The 18,294-nt window shown below is 61.0% G+C and carries 19 protein-coding genes and 1 riboswitch; of the genes, 13 read left to right on the forward strand and 6 right to left on the reverse strand.

Going from position 1 to position 18,294, the window contains the following annotated elements; genetic code table 11:
• Positions 1-9: 9 nt before the first annotated feature.
• Entirely contained in the window at positions 10-447 is a 438-nt protein-coding gene (locus tag LDN12_RS17825; RefSeq protein WP_238482113.1) for a thioredoxin domain-containing protein, read from the reverse strand.
• A 237-nt stretch (positions 448-684) separates the two neighbouring features.
• On the opposite strand from LDN12_RS17825, the gene LDN12_RS16410 reads away from it, so the two are divergent.
• On the forward strand, positions 685-1,212 hold the full coding sequence (locus LDN12_RS16410) for a hypothetical protein (RefSeq protein ID WP_223923728.1): 528 nt from the start codon (positions 685-687) through the stop codon (positions 1,210-1,212).
• 108 nt (positions 1,213-1,320) lie between these two features.
• Here the strand turns inward: LDN12_RS16410 and LDN12_RS16415 are convergent, their stop codons facing one another.
• Positions 1,321-1,920 (reverse strand): porin family protein, encoded by a 600-nt coding sequence (locus LDN12_RS16415; protein WP_223923729.1) that lies wholly within the window; start codon positions 1,918-1,920, stop codon positions 1,321-1,323.
• A 92-nt stretch (positions 1,921-2,012) separates the two neighbouring features.
• Positions 2,013-2,089, reverse strand: a riboswitch (cyclic di-GMP riboswitch).
• Positions 2,090-2,246: 157 nt separating this feature from the next.
• Between LDN12_RS16415 and LDN12_RS16420 the strand changes: the two genes are divergently transcribed.
• The 3 genes from LDN12_RS16420 to LDN12_RS16430 all read left to right on the forward strand — a co-directional run bounded on the left by LDN12_RS16420 (position 2,247) and on the right by LDN12_RS16430 (position 5,348).
• Positions 2,247-2,690, forward strand: coding sequence for a FecR domain-containing protein (locus LDN12_RS16420; RefSeq protein WP_223923730.1), 444 nt, complete (start codon positions 2,247-2,249; stop codon positions 2,688-2,690).
• The gene (locus tag LDN12_RS16425; RefSeq protein ID WP_223923731.1) at positions 2,690-3,325 is read left to right on the forward strand and encodes an OmpA family protein; all 636 of its coding nucleotides are present in this window, start codon (positions 2,690-2,692) and stop codon (positions 3,323-3,325) included. Before LDN12_RS16420 ends, LDN12_RS16425 begins: the two co-directional genes overlap by 1 nt.
• 76 nt (positions 3,326-3,401) lie before the next feature.
• The gene (locus LDN12_RS16430) at positions 3,402-5,348 is read left to right on the forward strand and encodes a CHASE2 domain-containing protein (RefSeq protein ID WP_223923732.1); all 1,947 of its coding nucleotides are present in this window, start codon (positions 3,402-3,404) and stop codon (positions 5,346-5,348) included.
• Positions 5,349-5,385: 37 nt separating this feature from the next.
• Here LDN12_RS16430 and LDN12_RS16435 read toward each other — a convergent pair whose 3' ends face one another.
• Positions 5,386-6,285: an AraC family transcriptional regulator gene (locus LDN12_RS16435; protein ID WP_223923733.1), complete on the reverse strand. Its 900-nt coding sequence runs from the start codon at positions 6,283-6,285 to the stop codon at positions 5,386-5,388.
• Positions 6,286-6,484: 199 nt separating this feature from the next.
• Between LDN12_RS16435 and LDN12_RS16440 the strand changes: the two genes are divergently transcribed.
• Positions 6,485-7,528, forward strand: coding sequence for an NAD(P)-dependent alcohol dehydrogenase (locus LDN12_RS16440; RefSeq protein ID WP_223923734.1), 1,044 nt, complete (start codon positions 6,485-6,487; stop codon positions 7,526-7,528).
• Positions 7,529-7,633: 105 nt separating this feature from the next.
• On the opposite strand, the gene LDN12_RS16445 is transcribed toward LDN12_RS16440, so the two are convergent.
• Positions 7,634-7,981, reverse strand: a complete 348-nt coding sequence (locus LDN12_RS16445) for a hypothetical protein (protein WP_223923735.1) — start codon at positions 7,979-7,981, stop codon at positions 7,634-7,636.
• A 375-nt stretch (positions 7,982-8,356) separates the two neighbouring features.
• On the opposite strand from LDN12_RS16445, the gene LDN12_RS16450 reads away from it, so the two are divergent.
• The 8 genes from LDN12_RS16450 to lhgO are packed head-to-tail and all read left to right on the forward strand — an operon-like array spanning position 8,357 to position 15,581.
• Positions 8,357-8,743: a PilZ domain-containing protein gene (locus LDN12_RS16450; protein WP_223923736.1), complete on the forward strand. Its 387-nt coding sequence runs from the start codon at positions 8,357-8,359 to the stop codon at positions 8,741-8,743.
• Between the two features lie 59 nt (positions 8,744-8,802).
• Positions 8,803-10,590, forward strand: a complete 1,788-nt coding sequence (locus tag LDN12_RS16455) for a transporter substrate-binding domain-containing protein (RefSeq protein WP_374045093.1) — start codon at positions 8,803-8,805, stop codon at positions 10,588-10,590.
• Positions 10,587-12,011, forward strand: a complete 1,425-nt coding sequence (locus tag LDN12_RS16460) for a sigma-54 dependent transcriptional regulator (protein ID WP_223923737.1) — start codon at positions 10,587-10,589, stop codon at positions 12,009-12,011. Before LDN12_RS16455 ends, LDN12_RS16460 begins: the two co-directional genes overlap by 4 nt.
• A gap of 29 nt (positions 12,012-12,040) precedes the next feature.
• Positions 12,041-12,634 carry a PAS domain S-box protein gene (locus LDN12_RS16465; RefSeq protein WP_223923738.1) on the forward strand — a complete coding sequence of 198 codons (594 nt, stop codon included), beginning with the start codon at positions 12,041-12,043 and terminating at the stop codon, positions 12,632-12,634.
• An 18-nt stretch (positions 12,635-12,652) separates the two neighbouring features.
• Entirely contained in the window at positions 12,653-13,486 is an 834-nt protein-coding gene (locus LDN12_RS16470; protein ID WP_374045094.1) for a sulfite exporter TauE/SafE family protein, read from the forward strand.
• A complete protein-coding gene (locus LDN12_RS16475) occupies positions 13,483-13,806 on the forward strand; it encodes a DUF1634 domain-containing protein (RefSeq protein ID WP_223923740.1) in 324 nt (107 codons plus the stop codon). The genes LDN12_RS16470 and LDN12_RS16475 overlap by 4 nt, the downstream gene beginning before the upstream one ends.
• A gap of 24 nt (positions 13,807-13,830) precedes the next feature.
• Positions 13,831-14,352, forward strand: a complete 522-nt coding sequence (locus LDN12_RS16480; protein WP_223923741.1) for an aromatic acid exporter family protein — start codon at positions 13,831-13,833, stop codon at positions 14,350-14,352.
• Positions 14,353-14,381: 29 nt separating this feature from the next.
• Complete coding sequence (lhgO, locus tag LDN12_RS16485) at positions 14,382-15,581, forward strand: L-2-hydroxyglutarate oxidase (protein ID WP_223923742.1); 1,200 nt, start codon at positions 14,382-14,384, stop codon at positions 15,579-15,581.
• A 511-nt stretch (positions 15,582-16,092) separates the two neighbouring features.
• On the opposite strand, the gene LDN12_RS16490 is transcribed toward lhgO, so the two are convergent.
• Positions 16,093-16,434 (reverse strand): YciI-like protein, encoded by a 342-nt coding sequence (locus tag LDN12_RS16490; protein WP_223923743.1) that lies wholly within the window; start codon positions 16,432-16,434, stop codon positions 16,093-16,095.
• Between the two features lie 150 nt (positions 16,435-16,584).
• Positions 16,585-18,114: a radical SAM protein gene (locus LDN12_RS16495; RefSeq protein ID WP_374045095.1), complete on the reverse strand. Its 1,530-nt coding sequence runs from the start codon at positions 18,112-18,114 to the stop codon at positions 16,585-16,587.
• Positions 18,115-18,294: the final 180 nt, after the last annotated feature.

Here is an 18,294-nt window from a genome sequence, read left to right on the forward strand (position 1 = left end):
GGGAAGATACTACACCTGATGCCGGAACCAGGCGAGGACCGCCTCGACGCTCTGCGCCCCGGCGAGGCGGGATACGATCCTGCCGCCCCGGAAGAGCACCAGTTCCGGTATGCCCCGCACGCCGAACCGCGCCGCAAGAACCTGATTCTGCTGGGTGTCGATCTGGACAACCGCCGCTTTTCCCGCCAACTTCTCCGCTACTGTCCGCACCGCCGGTGCGAATGAGGTGCAGTGCGGTCACCAGGGAGCCCAGAACTCGGCCAGCACCGGTCCCGGATAGTTTGCCACAAAGGCATCGAAAGTCTGATCCGCAAGCTGCTGCGGGTGGCGGTACAACGGAGGCAGGACGGCGCGACAGGTGCCGCAACGCCCTTTTTTCCCTTCCTTGTCGGCGGGGATCCGGTTTGCCGTGCCGCACGACGTGCAGGTGACGATATAGTCCGACATTCTTAACCCTCCCTCCTGATATCTTCGCGCAACTCCTCCACTACGGTCAAGCGGTTCCATCACAAGGGCTCCACGCCGGAGCCAAAGCTTGTACCCGCGGATGACCGAACTCCGGCCAAGCCGCGGGTTGTTCCGGTGTTTACGGAAGCTCTTCCTGCGTCCGTGATGTTTGCGCTTGCAACGATCATGGAGGTGTTGCAAAATACCAGGCTGGCTTCTTATGGGCAGGGGTGACGTGTGGCTGGTATCTTCAAACAGAGGGCGCATATTATCAAGCTGGCTTTCGTGGCTGTGTTGTGGTGCGCCCTCGTCGCCTGTACGGGGCCGCTTGTCTATCGGCCCGTGCAGAAGCCCGCAGCCGCGGCCGCCGCGGAGCCGGACGACGCCCTCCCCATGCCTGATCCGAAGCTCAACGATGCCACCCTGGCAGGGGTCGATACCACCGGCATCGGCATCCGCGATGATGTCCATATCTGGATATACCAAAATTACACGGCCGTCGTGAAACGTACTATTGTCATGACCATGGCCAAAGCTATTCAGGATGTGATGGTCACTCCCCCTACGACCACGGAGGAAGCAAAAAGCCTGGAGCAATCCTATAAGGATGCCGCCATGATGCTCAGGGCCGTTCGGGGGCTCACGCAAAGCCAGGCCGCTGAAATGGACCGGCTTCTGTTTTTGGAGACGATCGATACGCCGGAACGCATGGAGGCGTATCTGCGGTACAACCTGCTGCTGGAGCAGGGTAGGGGGGCACACTGAACAGGGGTCCGTGCCGGACCCGGCCGTTATCCCCGTGTTTGAAACGGAACGCCCCGCCTTGACATGAAAAGGCGGGGCGTTCTGTTTCGGGATGTTGGGGGGTCTTGGTTAAAAAAAGTATCTCGCGCCAAAGGTCATGGAGAGACTCGTGGGGTCGATATTGCCGGCCTTGCCCTGGTAGTTGATATCGGCGCTGGGCGCCAGGACCGCCTTGAGCTGGGCGGTCAGGGCAAACTGCCTGGTTACGAAATAGTCCGCGCCGCCGCTGATATGAACGCCCACGCAGCTGTCAACATCGGTCTTGGTCCCGTCGGAGTAAGTGAAGTCGTTGATCAGGATATCCAGGCCTGCACCCACGTAGGGGGTGAACTGGGGCACCGCGACGTCAAAACGGTACTGGCCGCCCAGGGAGTAGTTGATGGTTTCGGCGTTGCCGCCCATCGTGTTGTTACCGTGGACATCAAAGCTGGTGTGGGTGATCTCGAATTCCGCCGCGATGTTTTTCGTTATTCCGTAAATAAACCCGCCGCCTCCTACGAAATCGGTGTCCGTGTCGGCACTTCTTCCCTGTAATTCGCTGTCGGCGGGGACAAGAAAGCCGAGCCTTCCGGTGACGCCCAGTCTTCCCTTGATGTCGTCCGCCATGGCCGGGGTGGTGGCCAGAAACAGTGCCGCTGCCAGACAGCAGCAATAGATGATCTTGTTCATGATGGTCTCCTTTGGGGTGTTATGTGGATTCCATCCGCAGCGCGGATGGGCAGGGACGAAAATGAAAAAACCGGCTCGCCGAAGAGTGATATTTCGGCAACCCGGCTGTCTCAATGAGACCCTATAGGCTTTCCGCCCCATCCTCGCGGATGGTTGAGTATTATCGTCTACCACACAAGCTGTTTTTGAACAGCGACTATTATGCACATGGCGCGGGGAATGTCAATGGCTCAGGCCGGGGGTTTTTGCATCCCCGCAGTTGCGAATTTTGGCTTATGGGAGTATCCTTAAAAGATACGAATTTCTATGACAAAGGGAGCCGCGCAATGAAAACCTCAATAGTTGGGTTTCTCCTTCTTCTGTTTGCCACCACTCCGGCATTCGCCGCGCCGGCCGGGGCGATTGGTCACGTACAGACCCTGAAAGGGGCGGCTTCCTTTCTCCGGGGGACGGTAACGCAGCCTGCCGCAGTCGGAGGGGCGGTGTATCGGGGGGACGTGGTCAGGACCGCAAAGGATGGCTCGTTGGGAATCGTGCTGACGGACGACACGACCATTTCCCTGGGCCCCAACAGCGAACTTGCGCTCAAAGAGTACGCCTTCGATCCGAAGGAGGCAAAATTCGCCCTCCTGGCACGCATGGTAAAGGGAACCTTTGTCTATCTCTCCGGACTCATCGCCAAGCTGGCCCCCAACTCCATCCACCTGGAGATCCCTGACGCGACCATTGCCGTGCGGGGTACCAGATTGCTGATTGAGGTTCAGGAGTAATGTCTCGCAAGGATAGTCATTACCGGCGGATCCCGGAAGTCCTGCCGGGCTTGCCGGCTATGATGGTGCTCCTGGCCTTGCTGGGCGGTTGCGCGGCCCGGCAGGTGGTCGTTCTGATGCCCGACCGGGATGGTCATGTGGGAAAGGCGGAGGTGGCCACGGAAGAGGGAAAACAGCTTCTTGAAAAATCCGGTGAGATGACGGTCGTCTCCGGCCGGTCAAATGTCCCTTCTCTGCCGGCACCCGCTGATCCCCGCTATATCGCCTCGACCTTTGGCGCTGCCTTGGCTGTGGAACCGCTTCCATCCGAGAAATTCATCCTTTTCTTCGAAACAGGCAGAACCTGCCTGGTTGCCGAGTCCCAAGCCACCATCCCCGCCATCCTTGCTGCCATCAAGCGGCGCAACGCAATCAGTATCAGCATCAGCGGACATACCGACGCGGTCGGCTCGGTCCAGCTCAACGACAGGCTTGCCCACGAACGCGCTTTGGCGGTCAAGGAACTGTTGATACAGAAGGGGGTTGATCCGCAACGCCTGACCGTATCGTCCCATGGCAAGGGGAACCCCCTGGTCCCAACGCCCGACGGGGTTAAAGAACCCCGAAACCGGCGCGTTGAGGTTATCGTGCGTTAGGTACGTTCCCATGTCTGTATCCTCTTCTCCCCCCACCAATCCCCAACGACTTCAACCGCTTTGGGGGGGACGCCCCGTGCTGATTGCCGCGGGTTTCCTTCTGACGCTCTGCACGGCCTTGCTTCTGATATTTCCGCCGCTTTTCGTCCAGCAGACGGAACTGCGCCTCTATGACCTCATGCTCGCCGGCCGGACCGTTTCGCAAAAAAGCGGCAGCGTGGTGATCGTGGGGGTTGATGAGAAAAGCCTCACGGCCTACGGACAGTGGCCCTGGCCCCGTTATCGCATGGCCCGTCTCGTCGAACGGTTGAAAAAACTGGGCGCGGGCGTGGTTGTCCTCGATTTCCTGATGCCGGAACCTGATCGTACCTCTCCCGATGTCATTGCGGCGGAACGGCAGAGGGATCTGGGGTCGGGAGCCGCCGCGTCCGGCTTTGCGCCAATAGACGTCAACACGCAACGATTGGCCGAGGCGCTGGCGGAACTGCCGACCGCCATCGGATACTTTTTTGAACTCTCTCCGGGAGTGGGGGGGAGGCCCGGCAGCGTTCCCCATCTTCCCCCGGGCATGGTCGTGACCGCAACACCGGGCGTCACCGCCCAATGGCCGGTACCGGCCCGGTTGATCCGGGGCGTTCCGGCGTTGACCGCCAACGCCGGTGCCGAGGGGTTCACCAATGCCCAGCACGACATGGATGGCGTCCTCAGGCGGGTGCCCCTGCTGCTGCGTTATGAAGGGACCTATTGTCCCTCCCTCGCCCTGACCGCTGTCCTGCTCACATCCGGCGAACGAAACCTTCGTATCACCCGTGACGCATTCGAAACCCTGCTCATCCGGGGTGATCGCCCTATCCCCCTGGACAGTCAGGGCAATGCCCTGATCGACTTCCGTAATAGAAATTCCTTTCCCTATTTTTCAGCGCAAACAATCCTGGAAGGCGCTCCGGCCGCCGGGGACCTGCGGGGGAAGATCGTCCTGATAGGCACCTGGGCGAAAGGGCTGGGTGATATCCACCAAGTGCCGTCCGGCCAATCGCTCAACGGGGTCGAGGTCCATGCCAACGTCATCGACAACATCCTTTCCGGCTCATTTATCTCCCGGCCCATGTGGGCACGGGGAGCCGAACTGTTTGCCCTTCTCCTTGCGGGAGGGCTCAGCACTTGGCTTCTCAGTCGCCCCGGATTCGTCCTGTCGTTTGTGACCGTTGTGGCCATGAGTGGAGGGTGCTACTGGGGAGGGAGAGAACTACTGCTGTCCGAGGGGCTGTACATCTCGCCGCTGCTCCCCATGACGGTGCCGCTGCTCGTGTTGACGGCCCTGAGCCTGCTGAAATACGGGATAGAGGCCCGCAAGGTGCGTCAGCGCAACCGTGACCTGATCGATGCCCAGGACACGATCATCATCAGTATGTCAACACTCACCGAGGCCCGCGACAGGGAATCGGGGCAGCACATCCTGAGGACACAGCGTTATGTGGAGATCCTTGCCCGGCAACTCGCCACGCTTCCCGGCTACGCCGCCCTGGACGAAGCGAATATCGAACTCCTGGCGAAATCCGCACCGCTCCATGATATCGGCAAGGTCGGTATCCCTGATCACATCCTGTGCAAACCGGGCGCGCTGACGGCCGAAGAGTACGATATCATGAAGACCCATACGCTCATCGGCTCCCATGCCCTGTCAAAGACCATCGGCGGAACCGAACACCCGGAAAAGCTGGAGTTCCTACACTACGCGCTTCAGATGGCCGAATCGCACCACGAAAAATGGGACGGCAGCGGCTACCCCCGCGGACTGAGCGGCTCCGACATCCCCTTGGCCGGTCGCCTGATGGCGCTGGCGGATGTGTACGACGCCCTGGTCAGCCGGCGCGTCTACAAGCGGGATTTTTCTCACGAGGAAGCTCAGGAGTGGATTCTGGCAAGGTCGGGCAAACACTTCGACCCCGAAGTAGTCGAAGCGTTCATGGCCCAGAGAGAGGAATTCATTCGCACGGCCAGGGAGTTGGCTGACGACGAGTGAGAACCGCTCAGTCGGTAGCCGCACACCTGACGGACTGTCAATCCGCCATGGCCCGTATCTTTTCCGCCTCATCCACCGGACTGTTGCCGAAGAAGCGTTTGAATTCGCGGCTGAACTGGGAGGCGCTCTCGTAACCGACGCGCCCCGCGGCGGTGCTGGCATTGAGACCGTCCTGGACCATCAACAGGCGCGCCTTGTGCAATCTGATGCTCTTCAGATACTGCAGCGGCGATGCCGAGGTGACCGCCTTGAAGGTGTGATGGAAGGTGGAAACACTCATGTTGGCCTCGCTGGCCAGGGATTCGATATCCATGCCGTTGCCATAGTCCGTGTGGATTTTTCTCAAGACCCGCGCGATCTGGCTGAACCGGCCGTGCCGGATGGCTACGGCCCGCAAGGCCCCCCCCTGCTCACCGCACAACACCCGGTAGGTAATCTCCCGCATGATCTGCGGCCCCAGGATGCGGCTGTCCAATGGCGATTCCAGGCACTCCAACAGCCGGATGGCGGCGCAGATCAGGTCGTCGGTCAGCGGTGTGGAGTAAATCCCGCGCGGGACTGCTCCGTGCGCGGCGCTCTCGTCATCCATCACCATGAGCAACTCGCTCAGGGTCGTGGGATCGACCTTGAGCGACACTGCCAGCAGAGGTTCCTGCGGGGTGGCCTCGGTCTCGCACTCGAAGGGGAGCGGCACCGAAAGTACCAGGTAGTTGCAGGGATCATAGGTGAAGACCTGCTCTCCCAGGTAGCCGCGCTTGCGTCCCTGGGCAACGATCACGATGCTGGGGTCGTAGGTCACCGGTGCTCGGGGGTAGGATTTGTTCGCCCGTATGAACGTCACCCCTTCCATGTTTGATCGGGTGAAGCCTTCCCTGGTTGCCAACCGTTCCAATAATACCGCCAAGCGCCCTTTTTTCGCCGTCTGTGCCGTCTCCACTGTTTTATCCCTCCGGCTGTACGCAAGCACAATAATGTCCTGGCTAAACTATACCATCTCCGGGAGGCGGTTTCACCCAAATCTGCGGGTAACGGCAGAAACAGGCAAGATTTCGGCAGGAACGGGTATTGATAGGGATGGTGTACCGGCTTACCATATAACCATATTGAAATAATTCTTAACATATGGAGGCTGAACCATGCTGAAGACCCCTGCGTATGCAGCTGCATCACCCACGACGCCCTTGGCGCCGTTTGCTGTCGAGCGACGCGAACCCGGCCCGCATGACGTGTTGATTGACATCCTCTATTGCGGGGTTTGCCATTCCGATATCCATCAAGTCCGCGATGAATGGGGCGGCTCCATCTTCCCCATGGTCCCCGGCCACGAGATCGTGGGGCGGGTGGCACAGGTGGGTGGTCATGTGGAAAAATGGCAGGTCGGCGACATAGTGGGCGTCGGCTGCTTCATTGATTCGTGCCGCGAGTGCGAGGCCTGCCGGGACGGTGAAGAACAATTCTGCGAGAAGGGGATGAATGCGACCTACAACAGTTACGAACGTGACGGCAAAACGCCCACCTACGGCGGTTACTCCACGCGTATCACCGTAGACGAGGGATATGTGCTGCGCATTCCCGCGGGTATGCCGCTGGAACGTGTGGCGCCGCTGTTGTGCGCCGGCATTACCACCTATTCCCCCCTCAGCCGTTTCGGGGTCAAGGCCGGCGACGAGGTCGCCGTGGTGGGGCTGGGCGGCCTTGGCCACATGGGGGTGAAGATTGCCAAAGCCATGGGCGCCAGAGTGACCGTGCTCAGTCATTCCCTCACCAAGCGGGAGGATGCGCTCCGGCTCGGCGCGGATGATTTTATTGCCACCAGCGATGAACGGGTATTTAAAGAGAACGCCAAACGTTTCGATTTCATCCTGGATACGATCTCGGCGCAGCACGATTACAACGCCTTTCTCGGCATGCTGCGCCGCGACGGCACCATGGTGCTGGTGGGATTGCCCGAGCCGACGCTGCTCTCCGCCGCCCCGTTGATCATGCAACGCCGTCGCCTGGCGGGATCGCTGATCGGCGGCATCCGCGAGACCCAGGAGATGCTTGATTTCTGTGCCGAACACGGGGTCGCCTCGGATGTGGAGGTAATTCCCATTCAGCGGATCAACGAGGCTTACGAGCGCATGCTCAAAAGCGATGTGCGCTACCGCTTTGTGATCGATATGGCCAGTTTGGGCTAGGCCGGCCCTGAACAAAGAAGGCGGGGGCGCATCGGAGCGCCTCCGCCGGTTGGTTGGCCCGGCAGAGGGGGAAATTCCGGCGGCTTCAAGCCGCTATGGGCGATGTTACTGAAACAGTCCGGACTGCTTGCGTTGTGTCAGGAGATCCAGCAGTCTCTCCTCGCCGAACCTATGGGCGTCTCTCTGGCGTTGCCATTCCCAGAGCACCTCCTGCTGGTAGTGTTTCTGCCCGATCTGCTCCTGCTGCAATCTCCCTAGTTGTTCCTGCACATACTCCTGTTGCCGCAGCCTCTCCCGCTCCACCGGTTCAAGCATCTGTACCACATCCGGCTCTTGTTGCTCCTGCTGTCGCAACATCGAGCGGTTCAACTGTATCAAGTCGCTGTTGTTCAGGGCATATGCCACAATGCTTGAAGACATGAACACCGTCACGAACAGTACAATCCTCAGCATACCAACCCCCTTGCCAGATTTCTGTAACCGAAAAATATTTAAACTCTGATGATGTTGGAGAACGCAGAAAAAACTGCACGCCCCCCTCGGGGAGAATTGTTCGCATGTTCTGTTTCTACGATTCACCAGCGTTTATCAACGATCGACCGGCCTTGAACTCATGAAGTTCTATTTTTATTATTATACCAGAATGCGAGGGTAGCGGCCATTCTTCTTTGCGTCGCCGTTCACGGCCTACCGTGCCGGTGGCGAACCGGTCGCCGGCATGGAGAGGAGGGCAAACCAATTTATTGTCCTTGCCCGGATTTTATGAGAAACTAACCGACATGTCTAATTTGAATTCCTGTCACTATGTGTCGTGGAAGGGCCAATCCCATGCGCGAAAAAAGATCGTTACGGCGGATCGTTCTTGTGGCCAATGGAGTATTGCTGTATCAGGATCAGCGTTTTCCCTGCCATGTCGAGAATGTTTCCCTGCACGGGGCGCTGGTCGGGGTAGATGACCCCGTCTGCGAACTGCTCCATCAGGGAGGGCGGTGCGGGCTGACCTTGCGTCAGGGGGGAGGCGGCCCCGGCATCGATCTGGACGCCCAGATCGTCCACTCGGGGTTTGGCTTGGTCGGCTTGAGGTTTGTCGGACTTGATGCCACCCGGGAAAAGGGCTTGGCAGATATTATCGAGCAGGCGTCGCAAGGCGAAGTATCGGCGGGCGGAGACGCTTCGCGCTTGTACGCCCGTTTGGGGATCAATGCGGACAGGTGACGCAGGGGATAGCATGTAGCTCTCCGTATCGCTGCGGCCTTGGGGAAGAAACCGTGCCATTGCATGATATCACACGTTTCAAGATAGGGGAGGTTCCCTTTCGCTCCCTTGCTGCCGTGCTCCTCATCGTCGCTGCCTGCGCCGTCACCTGTCTGCTGTGCGGCGGTGCAGCCCTCGCCGATACGCCCCGGAACAACCCGCAGAAGGTTATCATCGTCGGCGGTGACCGGGAGTACCCCCCTTACGAGTTCATCGACAAGAACGGGCGCCCGTCCGGCTATAATGTGGAATTGACCCGTGCCATCGCCGAGGTCATGGGCATGAAGGTGGAGTTCCGGCTCGGCAGTTGGGCGGAGATGCGGGAGGCTCTTCAGACCGGACGGGTCGATGTGCTCCAAGGCATGTCCTATTCGGAGGAGCGTTCCCGCGAGGTGGAGTTTTCCCTGCCTCACACCATTGTGAACCACGCAGTATTCGCCCGCCGGGACTCGCCGATGATCAACTCCCTCGACGAGGTCGAAGGGAAGGAAGTGGCCGTCCACCGGGGCGGGATCATGCACGATTACCTGGTCAGGAAAGGGTTCCGTGGGAAGCTGATCCTGACCGACACGCCGGCCGACGCCCTCCGCCTTTTGGCCGCGGGCAAGACCGACTATGCCATCGTCGCCATCGTGCCGGGGATGTATATCATCCGCGAACTGAAACTGACCAACCTCATCCCGGTGGTACGCAACGTGGCCACCTATCGCTACTGTTACGCTTCGAACCGGGGCAATGCAGAGCTGATCTCCCGTTTCAACGAAGGGCTGGCCATTCTCAGGAAGACCGGGCAGTACGAGACCATTTATGAAAAATGGCTCGGCGTACTGGAGCCCGATCGTGTCGAATGGGCCACCGTCACCCGATACGCCGCCATTGTAGGCATCCCGCTGGTACTCCTGTTGGGTGGTTTTGCCCTCTGGTCCCGCACCCTGCACCGCCAGGTGGCGTTGCGCACCGCCGATTTGACCCGGGAGATCGCCGAGCGGCGGCACGCAGAGGAGGAATTGCTCCTCAACCAACAGCAATTGGTCCAGGCCGACAAGATGGCCGCCCTGGGGGTCCTGGTTTCGGGCGTGGCCCATGAGATCAACAACCCCACCGGCCTGATCCTGCTGGAGGTCCCGATCCTCAGGCGGTTTTTCACGGACGCCTCCAAGGTTCTGGAGCGGTACTATCAGGAGAGCGGCGACTTTACCTGCGGCGGGCTTCCCTATTCGCGCATGCGGGAGGAGATGCCCCGCAGCCTGGAAAAGCTTCAGGACGCAGGCAAGCGCATCAAACGGATCGTGGACGACCTGAAGGACTTTGCCCGGCGCGACGATACCGCCTTCAACGGCACCATCGACCTGAACGCCGTGGCCCAGGCCACCGTCCGGCTGGTCGAGCCCTCCATCCGTAAGGCCACCAACCGTTTCAGCGCCGAGTATGCCGAGGGGCTTCCCAAGGTACGGGGCAACGCCCAGCGCATCGAGCAGGTCCTGGTAAACCTGATCATCAACGCTTGCCAGGCATTGCCGGATACCGGCCGGGGCATCGAGCTGGCCACGCTTTACGATGCCGCCCGCGGCGTGGTGGTATTCCGCCTGCGGGACGAGGGGAGCGGGATTTCCCCCGAGAACCTGTCGCGGCTGACCGACCCGTTTTTCACCACCAAGCGGGACATGGGAGGGACCGGCCTCGGCCTGTCCGTATCGGCCGGGATCGTCAAGGAACACGGCGGTACCCTGGAATTCGATTCGACCCCGGGCAGCGGGACCACCGTGACACTGACGCTGCCTGAATACCGGAAGGAGAACGGCTCGTGAGCGATCCTCTGTACCCCGATTTCGGCATCCTCCTGGTGGATGACGAGCCGGACTGGCTCAGTTCCCTTTCCCTGACCCTGGAGTCCTGCGCCGGCATTACCAACATCACCACCTGTAACGACAGCCGCCAGGTCATGGCCATCCTCGATCAGGGCGGGATCGGTCTGATCCTCCTGGACCTCACCATGCCGCACTTGTCGGGGGAAGAACTTCTGGAACAGATCGCCGAACACCATCCCGAGGTCTGTTCCATCGTCATCAGCGGGCTGAACCAGGTGGAGACCGCCGTCAATTGCATGAGGCGGGGGGCGTTCGACTATTTCGTCAAGACCGACGACGAGGGCCGCATGGTAAACGGCGTGCTCCGGGCCGTGCGCATGCAGGAACTTCAACGGGACCACCGGGAGATGGCCAGCCGTTTCAGTTCGCCGGAGGTCCGGCATCCCGAGGCCTTCAGCGCCGTCGTCACCAACGACCGGGGCATGCAGGCCGTATTCACCTATGCGGAAGCGGTGGCCGGAAGCCCCCAGCCGCTCCTGATTACCGGAGAGAGCGGCGTCGGCAAGGAGCTCATTGCCCGCGCCGTCCATACCTTGAGCGGTTGCCGGGGCAAACTGGTGACGGTGAACGTTGCCGGGCTCGACGATACGGTCTTCGCCGACACCCTGTTCGGCCACGTGCGCGGGGCCTTTACCGGTGCCGAGCAGGTGCGGCGCGGCATGGTGGAGGAGGCGGCCGACGGTACCCTCTTCCTGGACGAGATCGGTGACCTGAGCATCCCTTCCCAGGTGAAGCTCCTGCGGCTGCTTCAGGAGGGGGAATACTTCCCTCTGGGGAGCGACCTGCCGAAACGGCTCAAGGCCCGTATCATCGTCGCCACCCACCAGGACCTGGCGGCCAGGGAGGCGTCCGGGGCCTTCCGCCGCGACCTCTACTACCGGCTGCGGACCCACCAGCTTCATGTCCCGCCGCTGCGGGAGCGGCGCGGGGATATCCCCCTGCTGTTGGATCATTTTCTGGAGGAAGCGGCCCGGGCCCTGGGCAAGAAGAAGCCGACCCCGCCCAAGGGGTTGGCGCAATTCCTCGCCACCTACGGCTTCCCCGGCAACGTGCGCGAGCTCAAGGCCATGGTCTACGATGCCGTCAGCGTGCACCGGGATAGGATGCTTTCCATGGATTCGTTCGTCAAGGCCGTGGAACGTTCCCCGAAACAGGGCGGGGGGATGGCGGCGGCCCCGGCCGCCAAGCAGAATCCCTTTGCCGGGTTCGATGAACTGCCCACCTTCAGCGATGCCGCCGCGTTTCTGGTCATGGAGGCCCTGGACCGGGCCAACGGCAACCAGACCCTTGCGGCGCGGCTTCTGGGCATATCCCAGCCGGCGCTTTCCAAACGGCTGAAGATGCGGCAGCAGGGCGGGTAATCCGGGCGCAGGACAGAAAGGACACCATTATGGAACCAAGTGCATTCGTCATTACTCCCCAGGAGTACCGGATTCTGGTCGAACGGGCGCCCATCATGATCTGGCGGGCCGGGACCGACGGCCTGTGCAACTATTTCAATCAGCGCTGGCTCGAATTTACGGGGAGGAACATGGCGCAGGAGCAGGGAAACGGCTGGGCGGAGGGTGTCCACCCCGAAGACCTGGACCGTTGTCTGGAAATCTACCTGGACAACTTCGGCAAGCGCCTGGCCTTTGAGATGGAATATCGTCTCAAGCGGCATGATGGTGTCTATCGCTGGATACTGGACCGCGGCACGCCGTTTTATCTCGACGACGGCGAGTTTGGCGGGTATATCGGCAGTTGCATCGACACCACGGAGCGGGTCGAGGCCCGCGCGGCGATCCGTCAGGCCCAGGAGTCCAGGATCACGAGACTGGAAGGCCTGTTGCCGATCTGCGCCAACTGCAAGAACATTCGCGACGATGAAGGGTACTGGCATAACGTGGAATCCTACATCTCCGCCCATTCCGGCGCGGACTTTTCCCACGGTATCTGCCCGGTGTGCGCCGAAAAACTCTATGGGTACAAAAAACAGGAATAAACGGAGGGAACAGCCATCCTGCTCACCACAACAATCGAGATATTCATCATGGCCATCGGGGCGGGGATCGTCGGCTCAATCCTCGGGCTCGGCGGCGGTATCATCATCGTACCCGCCCTGACCATCCTGTTCGGCGTGTCCATGCGCACGGCCGTGGCCGCCTCGACGGTCTCCATCATCGCTACCTCCACCGGGGCGGCAGTGGCCTTCCTGCGAGACCGGTTGACCAACACCAGGGTAGCCATGTGGCTGGAGATGGGCACTGCCACCGGAGCCCTGAGCGGAGCCTTGATCGCCGGCTACCTGCACCAGCGCTTCCTGTACATCCTGTTCGGCCTGCTTCTGGGTTATTCGGGCTACAACATGTTCAGGACCCGCAAGGCCGAGCTGCCGGGGGAGGTCGTGCCCGACCGCCTGTCGAAAAAGCTGAACCTGGCCGGCTCCTACTACGACCGCATGCTGGGCCAAAGGGTGGAATACCAGGTTACCCGGACCATTCCCGGCCTGATCATCATGTATTTCTCCGGGGCCGCCGCCGGCCTTTTGGGGATCGGCGCCGGCATGTTCAAGGTGCCGGCCATGGACCAGGTCATGCGCATGCCGTTCAAGGCCTCCACCGCCACCTCCAACTTCATGATCGGGGTCACGGCGGCCTCCGGCGCGGTGGTCTATTTCGCCCGTGGCGACGTCAAGCCGCTGATCGCGGGCCCGGTGGTGCTGGGAGTGCTATTGGGGGCCGTGCTGGGCGCCCGGTTGATGGTCAGGATGAAAACCTCCACCATCCGCAAACTTTTCATTCCGCTGATCGTTTATACGGCCATCGAAATGATCTACCGGGGGGTGAGGGGATGACGCTCGATACGCACCACGAGGCACCGACGAAACACGAAGCGATCGAGATGGTGCTGGCGCGCCTGTTGCGCATCGGCTCGATGATCGCAGCAGCCCTTTTGGCTGTGGGCATCGGCGCCATGCTGCTGGGGCATACGGAGTTCGCGCCGCGGCTGATCACCGCGGGGTTGCTGGCTCTTTTGGCTACACCGGTCATGCGGGTGGTGGTGGCGGGGCTGATCTTTGTCCGGGAAAGGGATTGGCGCTTCGCCTTCTTCTGTCTGGTGGTGCTGTGCGCCCTGGTGACCGGCGTCCTGCTGGGGCACGGGCACGGGGGCTAAGATTTTTATCGGACAGGTGATCTCATGATCGATGGGGCAGGGGTAATGAAGCTATTCAACAAGGACGGTATCATCGTCGCCCTACAGAATGCCGTGGTCTGTCTGGTGGCCTATCCTTGCGGGGAATACTCCACCAGCCTCTTTCATGGTGAGTCGGCGGGCATGGGGGGACTCTGGTCGCTCATCTCCGGGCTGGTGGTGCTTCAGGCCACGACCCGCGACACCTGGAAGTCGGCGGGGCTGCGGGTGCTTGGAACCTTTATCGGCGCGGTCGTCAGCGGGGCGTATCTCTCCTTTTTACCGTTCGGACCGGCCGGCATGGCCGTCTCACTCGGCGTTACCATCGTGTTGTGCCAACTCCTGAAGGTGCCCGAACACGGCCGCCTTGCGGTCATCACCGTGGCGGTCATCATGGTGATTTCGCACCTGAATCCCACGCTTAACCCGGTCATGAATGCGGTGTTGCGTTTCAGCGAGGCGTGCATCGGCGCCGCCACCGCTGTGGCGGTGGTCCTCCTGACGCCCCGGTTCGAAACCACATCCTGAGCCGGCAAACCGACACAAAGGGGCAGGATATGCAACTGGACAAGGCAGAAATTCTGATCGTGGGTGCGGGCATCATCGGGTTGACCATTGCCCGTGAACTGGTCAAGGCCGGGTACGGCGACATTGTGGTCATCGACAAGGAACCGGAACTGGGCAGGCACGCCTCGGGTCGCAACAGCGGCGTCCTCCATGCCGGGATCTACTATTCCCCCGACAGCCTGAAAGCCAGGTCATGCCTGAACGGCAACTTCCTGATGCGTGCCTACTGCAAGGAAAAGGGACTCCCCCTGCTGGAGAACGGCAAGGTGATCGTGGCTCGCACGGACGGGGAATTGCCGACCCTGGACGAACTCCACCGCCGGGCCACGGCCAACGGCGCCAAGGTGGAGATGATCGACGAACGGCAACTGGCGGAAATCGAGCCTAACGCCCGGACCGTGGAGCGGGCCCTGTTCTCCCACTACACGGCGGTGGTGGACCCCAAAGCGGTGCTGAAGAGCCTGAAAAACGACCTGGAAGAGAGCGCCCGGGTACGGTTTCACCTGGAGTGCTCCTTGACCGGCCTGAAGGGGAGCGGCACGGCCCGGACCAGCAGGGGGGAGATCGGTTTCAGCCGCTTCGTCAACGCTGCGGGGGCCTATTGCGACAAGGTGGCCCGGCTGTTCGGCGTGGGTACGAACCTCCGCCTGATCCCCTTCAAGGGTGTCTACCGGCTGCTGAGCAAGGAGGCCCCCTTTACGGTCAACTCCAGCATCTATCCGGTGCCGGACATCCGAAACCCCTTCCTGGGGGTCCACTTCACCCGCAGCGTCCACGGTGACGTGTACCTGGGGCCCACGGCCATCCCCGCCTTCGGCCGGGAGAACTACGGCATCCTGGCCGGGATCGACGCCGAGGGGTTCGGCATCGCCCTGGAGGATTTGACACTGTTCCTGGCAAATCCCCAGTTCCGCAGTGTGGCGCTCCACGAACCGCTGAAATACATCCCCTCCTGCTTTTATCGGGACGCGGCCCGGCTGGTGAAGGAGCTTGCCCCCACGGACGTGCTGCCGTCCACAAAGGTCGGCATCCGGCCCCAACTGGTGGACTGGGAGACCAAGCAGATGGTCATGGACTTCCTGGTGGTGGCGGACGGGGCGTCGCTCCACGTATTGAACCCCATCTCGCCGGCCTTCACCTCGTCCATGGACCTGGCCCAAGGGATCGTGGCAGCGCATTTCAGGGGGTAGCGCAGTCTCTCACGTGCGGGGGCACATTTCATACGCCTCCGGGGCCTTCCCCGTTTTTCCGCCGGCATACCTCCGGCGTTTGTTCAATTCCCCAAATCAATATCCCACGCTTCCCTGCCATTGGACAGTAGTACGTGCTTGAACCCCATTTTCCTGAAGTTGGAACAAGGTTCTTCGCCGCTCGTTAATGAACGCACCATGTTCCCGTCTATTCTGTCGGATTGGATCGAGAGGGAGGTGTGAAAATCGCCGATGGTAGTGAAAACGGCATCCTTGTAATCGGCAGGTGGATTCTTCTGGAGTTTCAGGGCAAAAGCTCTTCTCTGCTCAGGCAGTATGCCGTGCCCCATGGGAGAGGGGGCAGCAGTTATCCGAAGGTGGGAGACAGGTATGGTTTTCGTCGATCGATATTTGGATATCCCCCAGCTTATTGCGAGCAAAGGGATAATGAGGAATGGGAGATACCTCACCCAGGATGTTTTAGCTTTTGGGGCCATATATGTGCCTCAAACTACGTGGGACCTTGCTCGTTTCGGCAACCGCCACGTTTTGCCTCCGGCCTGACCGGCGAAGCCGCGTCCTCGCCGACCACCGTTGTCCAAGGGCGCACGCGCCAGCTCGTAACGAGACCGTTTTTGACGTAGGGATCGGTAGCCGCGAACCGCTTGGCCACATCGTCAGACTCCCCTTTGAACAGCAGCACCGAAGCGTCCACCGGATCGGCCAGCGCCCCGCCGAGGATAAGTTCGCCCCGCTCCTGCGCCTGCCAAGCAAGGGAGAGATGTTCCGCCCGAAACTCGGATCTGCGCTTCAGATAGTCGGAGGAAACGTCGTAGAACAGCAGATAGTGCATCAAGCCTCCTTGAAAACTATTATGGTCACTCATATTGCTGCAATACGTTGACACGTTGTAATGGATATCAAAAGGCCGCTGTCGAACGATATACCGCTTTCTATCGGAAGAGTCCATCGCAAGTTTTACCCGCGAAATTGCTGCGGCAAACTACCCGTGCAGCCCACTCGCCCCGCCGACGAAAAACGCGGCGTGGTTGGAAGTAAACAGGGGCGGGTCGTTCCTGAGAATCGCAGCTACGGCCGGGTCACGCTTGAACTCCTTCTCCAGAAAGCCCCGCACCTGTTTGCGATCCCAGCCATGCGGATGGCGGAACGCGGTATACAGAGACAGGTCCCCCTCGTAGAACGGGTTCTCTATGCCGTAGTGGCCCGCCTCCTCGCCATGGAGCGGCATGTTGAACAGGGCCAGGTTCATGAAGGTAATAGCCTCGTGGTGGCGCACCACGAACTCCAGGGTGCGCCGCGCCTCGGCCTCGGTCTCGGCCGGGGTGCCGAAGAGCAGGTATAGATAGACTCCGATCCCCGCCGCGTGCAGGTTGCACAGCACTACCGATGCCTCTCCGATGTCGATCCCCTTGTGCAGTCGGTCCAGCACCCCCTGGTCGCCAGACTCCAGCCCCAGTTTGAGCATTATGCACCCCGACCGCTTCAGGGCGCGGCAAAAATCCGGGTCGGCCAGCTCAGGGCCGAGGCGGGCAAAGCCGTACCAGGGGACGCCGGGCGGGTCCAGGGCCAGGGCCCGCAGGAAGGCCGGGCTCAGGGCGTTGTCCAGCAGGTGCAGCAGCACCGGTTTGGTGTGGGCGGCCAGGGTGTGCAGGTCGGTCAGGGCCTCCGATACCGGCAGCGGCGTGTAGCGGTTCCCCTCGGCCCGCTCCGGGCAGAAGGAACAGCGGTTCCAGTAGCAGCCGCCGGCGGTGCTGAAGGGGAGGATGAAGCCGGGCGCGAGATAGTCGCCCATGGGTAGCAGGGTGTAGTCCGGCCTGATGTGTCCCCGGTCGGCGGCATCGCACCCCAGAAGTTCCAGCAGGGGAGTCTCCCCCGGTCCCGCCACCAGATGGTCCACCAGGCCCGCAAACGGATTCTTCCACCCCGGCTGCCGCAGCCACGAGGTGATCAACCCGCCCCCCAGAACGATGCGCAGGGCGGGAAAGTGTTTCCTCATGTGGCCGATCATGGCAAAGGTACACAACGCCTGGCTCAGGTAGTTAAGGGAAAAGCCGACCGTGGCGATGCCGTCGAGCCACTCCTCGAACCGGGCGTTGAACCAGGGATAAAAGGGGTTCTGCTCGGGATGCCCGGCGGCGAAGAGCAGGTCCGCGCTCCGCAGGGGGGAAAGGTGGGGATGCTGGTAGTCCGCCAGCCCGACGGTTGCGCCGCTTGTCTGGCCCGCAACGGCCAGCAGGCGGTTCAGGTCGCGCACGGCCCGGTTGTAGCGGTCGGGGGAACGGTAGATATCTCCGTCCCGCAGGTCGGCAAGGTGGCGGGGTCGTCCCTTGATTGCGCGGCGGCTCCATGTGTCATTGACGACGCACGGCTGTTCCAGCAACCAGAGCAGGCCTTCCAGGTTGGCATCCAGTACCCTGCAGGGCATGCCGCGGCTGTGCATGGCGGCCGCCAGCTGGGCAATGCCGGCCGGCGGTTCGCACGGCTTGGCTACGGGAGGGAAAATAAGGAGCATGCCGACCATTATGATGAATATGGGGGGCCATGGCAAGCTATAGGTCCCCTTCCTTGGCGGGGGAGGGCAGTGAATCACAAACCCCCATAACCAGCGGTTATATCGTAACCTTCGGTTATGAGGACGGCTATCCTGTTGAAATTACGGTGTCTACGGAGCCACGCGTGCAGGCTCCATAAC

Origin of the sequence: Geobacter sp. AOG2 (genome assembly GCF_019972295.1) — a bacterium.
Taxonomy (GTDB): domain Bacteria; phylum Desulfobacterota; class Desulfuromonadia; order Geobacterales; family Pseudopelobacteraceae; genus Oryzomonas.

What these genes read in the sequence shown, in the direction of transcription:
- LDN12_RS16420 (WP_223923730.1), top strand. Translation starts at nt 2,247, where the DNA reads ATGAAAACCTCAATAGTTGGGTTTCTCCTTCTTCTGTTTGCCACCACT.
- lhgO (WP_223923742.1), top strand. Translation starts at nt 14,382, where the DNA reads ATGCAACTGGACAAGGCAGAAATTCTGATCGTGGGTGCGGGCATCATC.
- LDN12_RS16490 (WP_223923743.1), bottom strand. Translation starts at nt 16,434, where the DNA reads ATGCACTATCTGCTGTTCTACGACGTTTCCTCCGACTATCTGAAGCGC.
- LDN12_RS16475 (WP_223923740.1), top strand. Translation starts at nt 13,483, where the DNA reads ATGACGCTCGATACGCACCACGAGGCACCGACGAAACACGAAGCGATC.
- LDN12_RS16445 (WP_223923735.1), bottom strand. Translation starts at nt 7,981, where the DNA reads ATGCTGAGGATTGTACTGTTCGTGACGGTGTTCATGTCTTCAAGCATT.
- LDN12_RS16415 (WP_223923729.1), bottom strand. Translation starts at nt 1,920, where the DNA reads ATGAACAAGATCATCTATTGCTGCTGTCTGGCAGCGGCACTGTTTCTG.
- LDN12_RS16425 (WP_223923731.1), top strand. Translation starts at nt 2,690, where the DNA reads ATGTCTCGCAAGGATAGTCATTACCGGCGGATCCCGGAAGTCCTGCCG.
- LDN12_RS16495 (WP_374045095.1), bottom strand. Translation starts at nt 18,114, where the DNA reads ATGCTCCTTATTTTCCCTCCCGTAGCCAAGCCGTGCGAACCGCCGGCC.
- LDN12_RS16440 (WP_223923734.1), top strand. Translation starts at nt 6,485, where the DNA reads ATGCTGAAGACCCCTGCGTATGCAGCTGCATCACCCACGACGCCCTTG.
- LDN12_RS16450 (WP_223923736.1), top strand. Translation starts at nt 8,357, where the DNA reads ATGCGCGAAAAAAGATCGTTACGGCGGATCGTTCTTGTGGCCAATGGA.
- LDN12_RS16465 (WP_223923738.1), top strand. Translation starts at nt 12,041, where the DNA reads ATGGAACCAAGTGCATTCGTCATTACTCCCCAGGAGTACCGGATTCTG.
- LDN12_RS16480 (WP_223923741.1), top strand. Translation starts at nt 13,831, where the DNA reads ATGATCGATGGGGCAGGGGTAATGAAGCTATTCAACAAGGACGGTATC.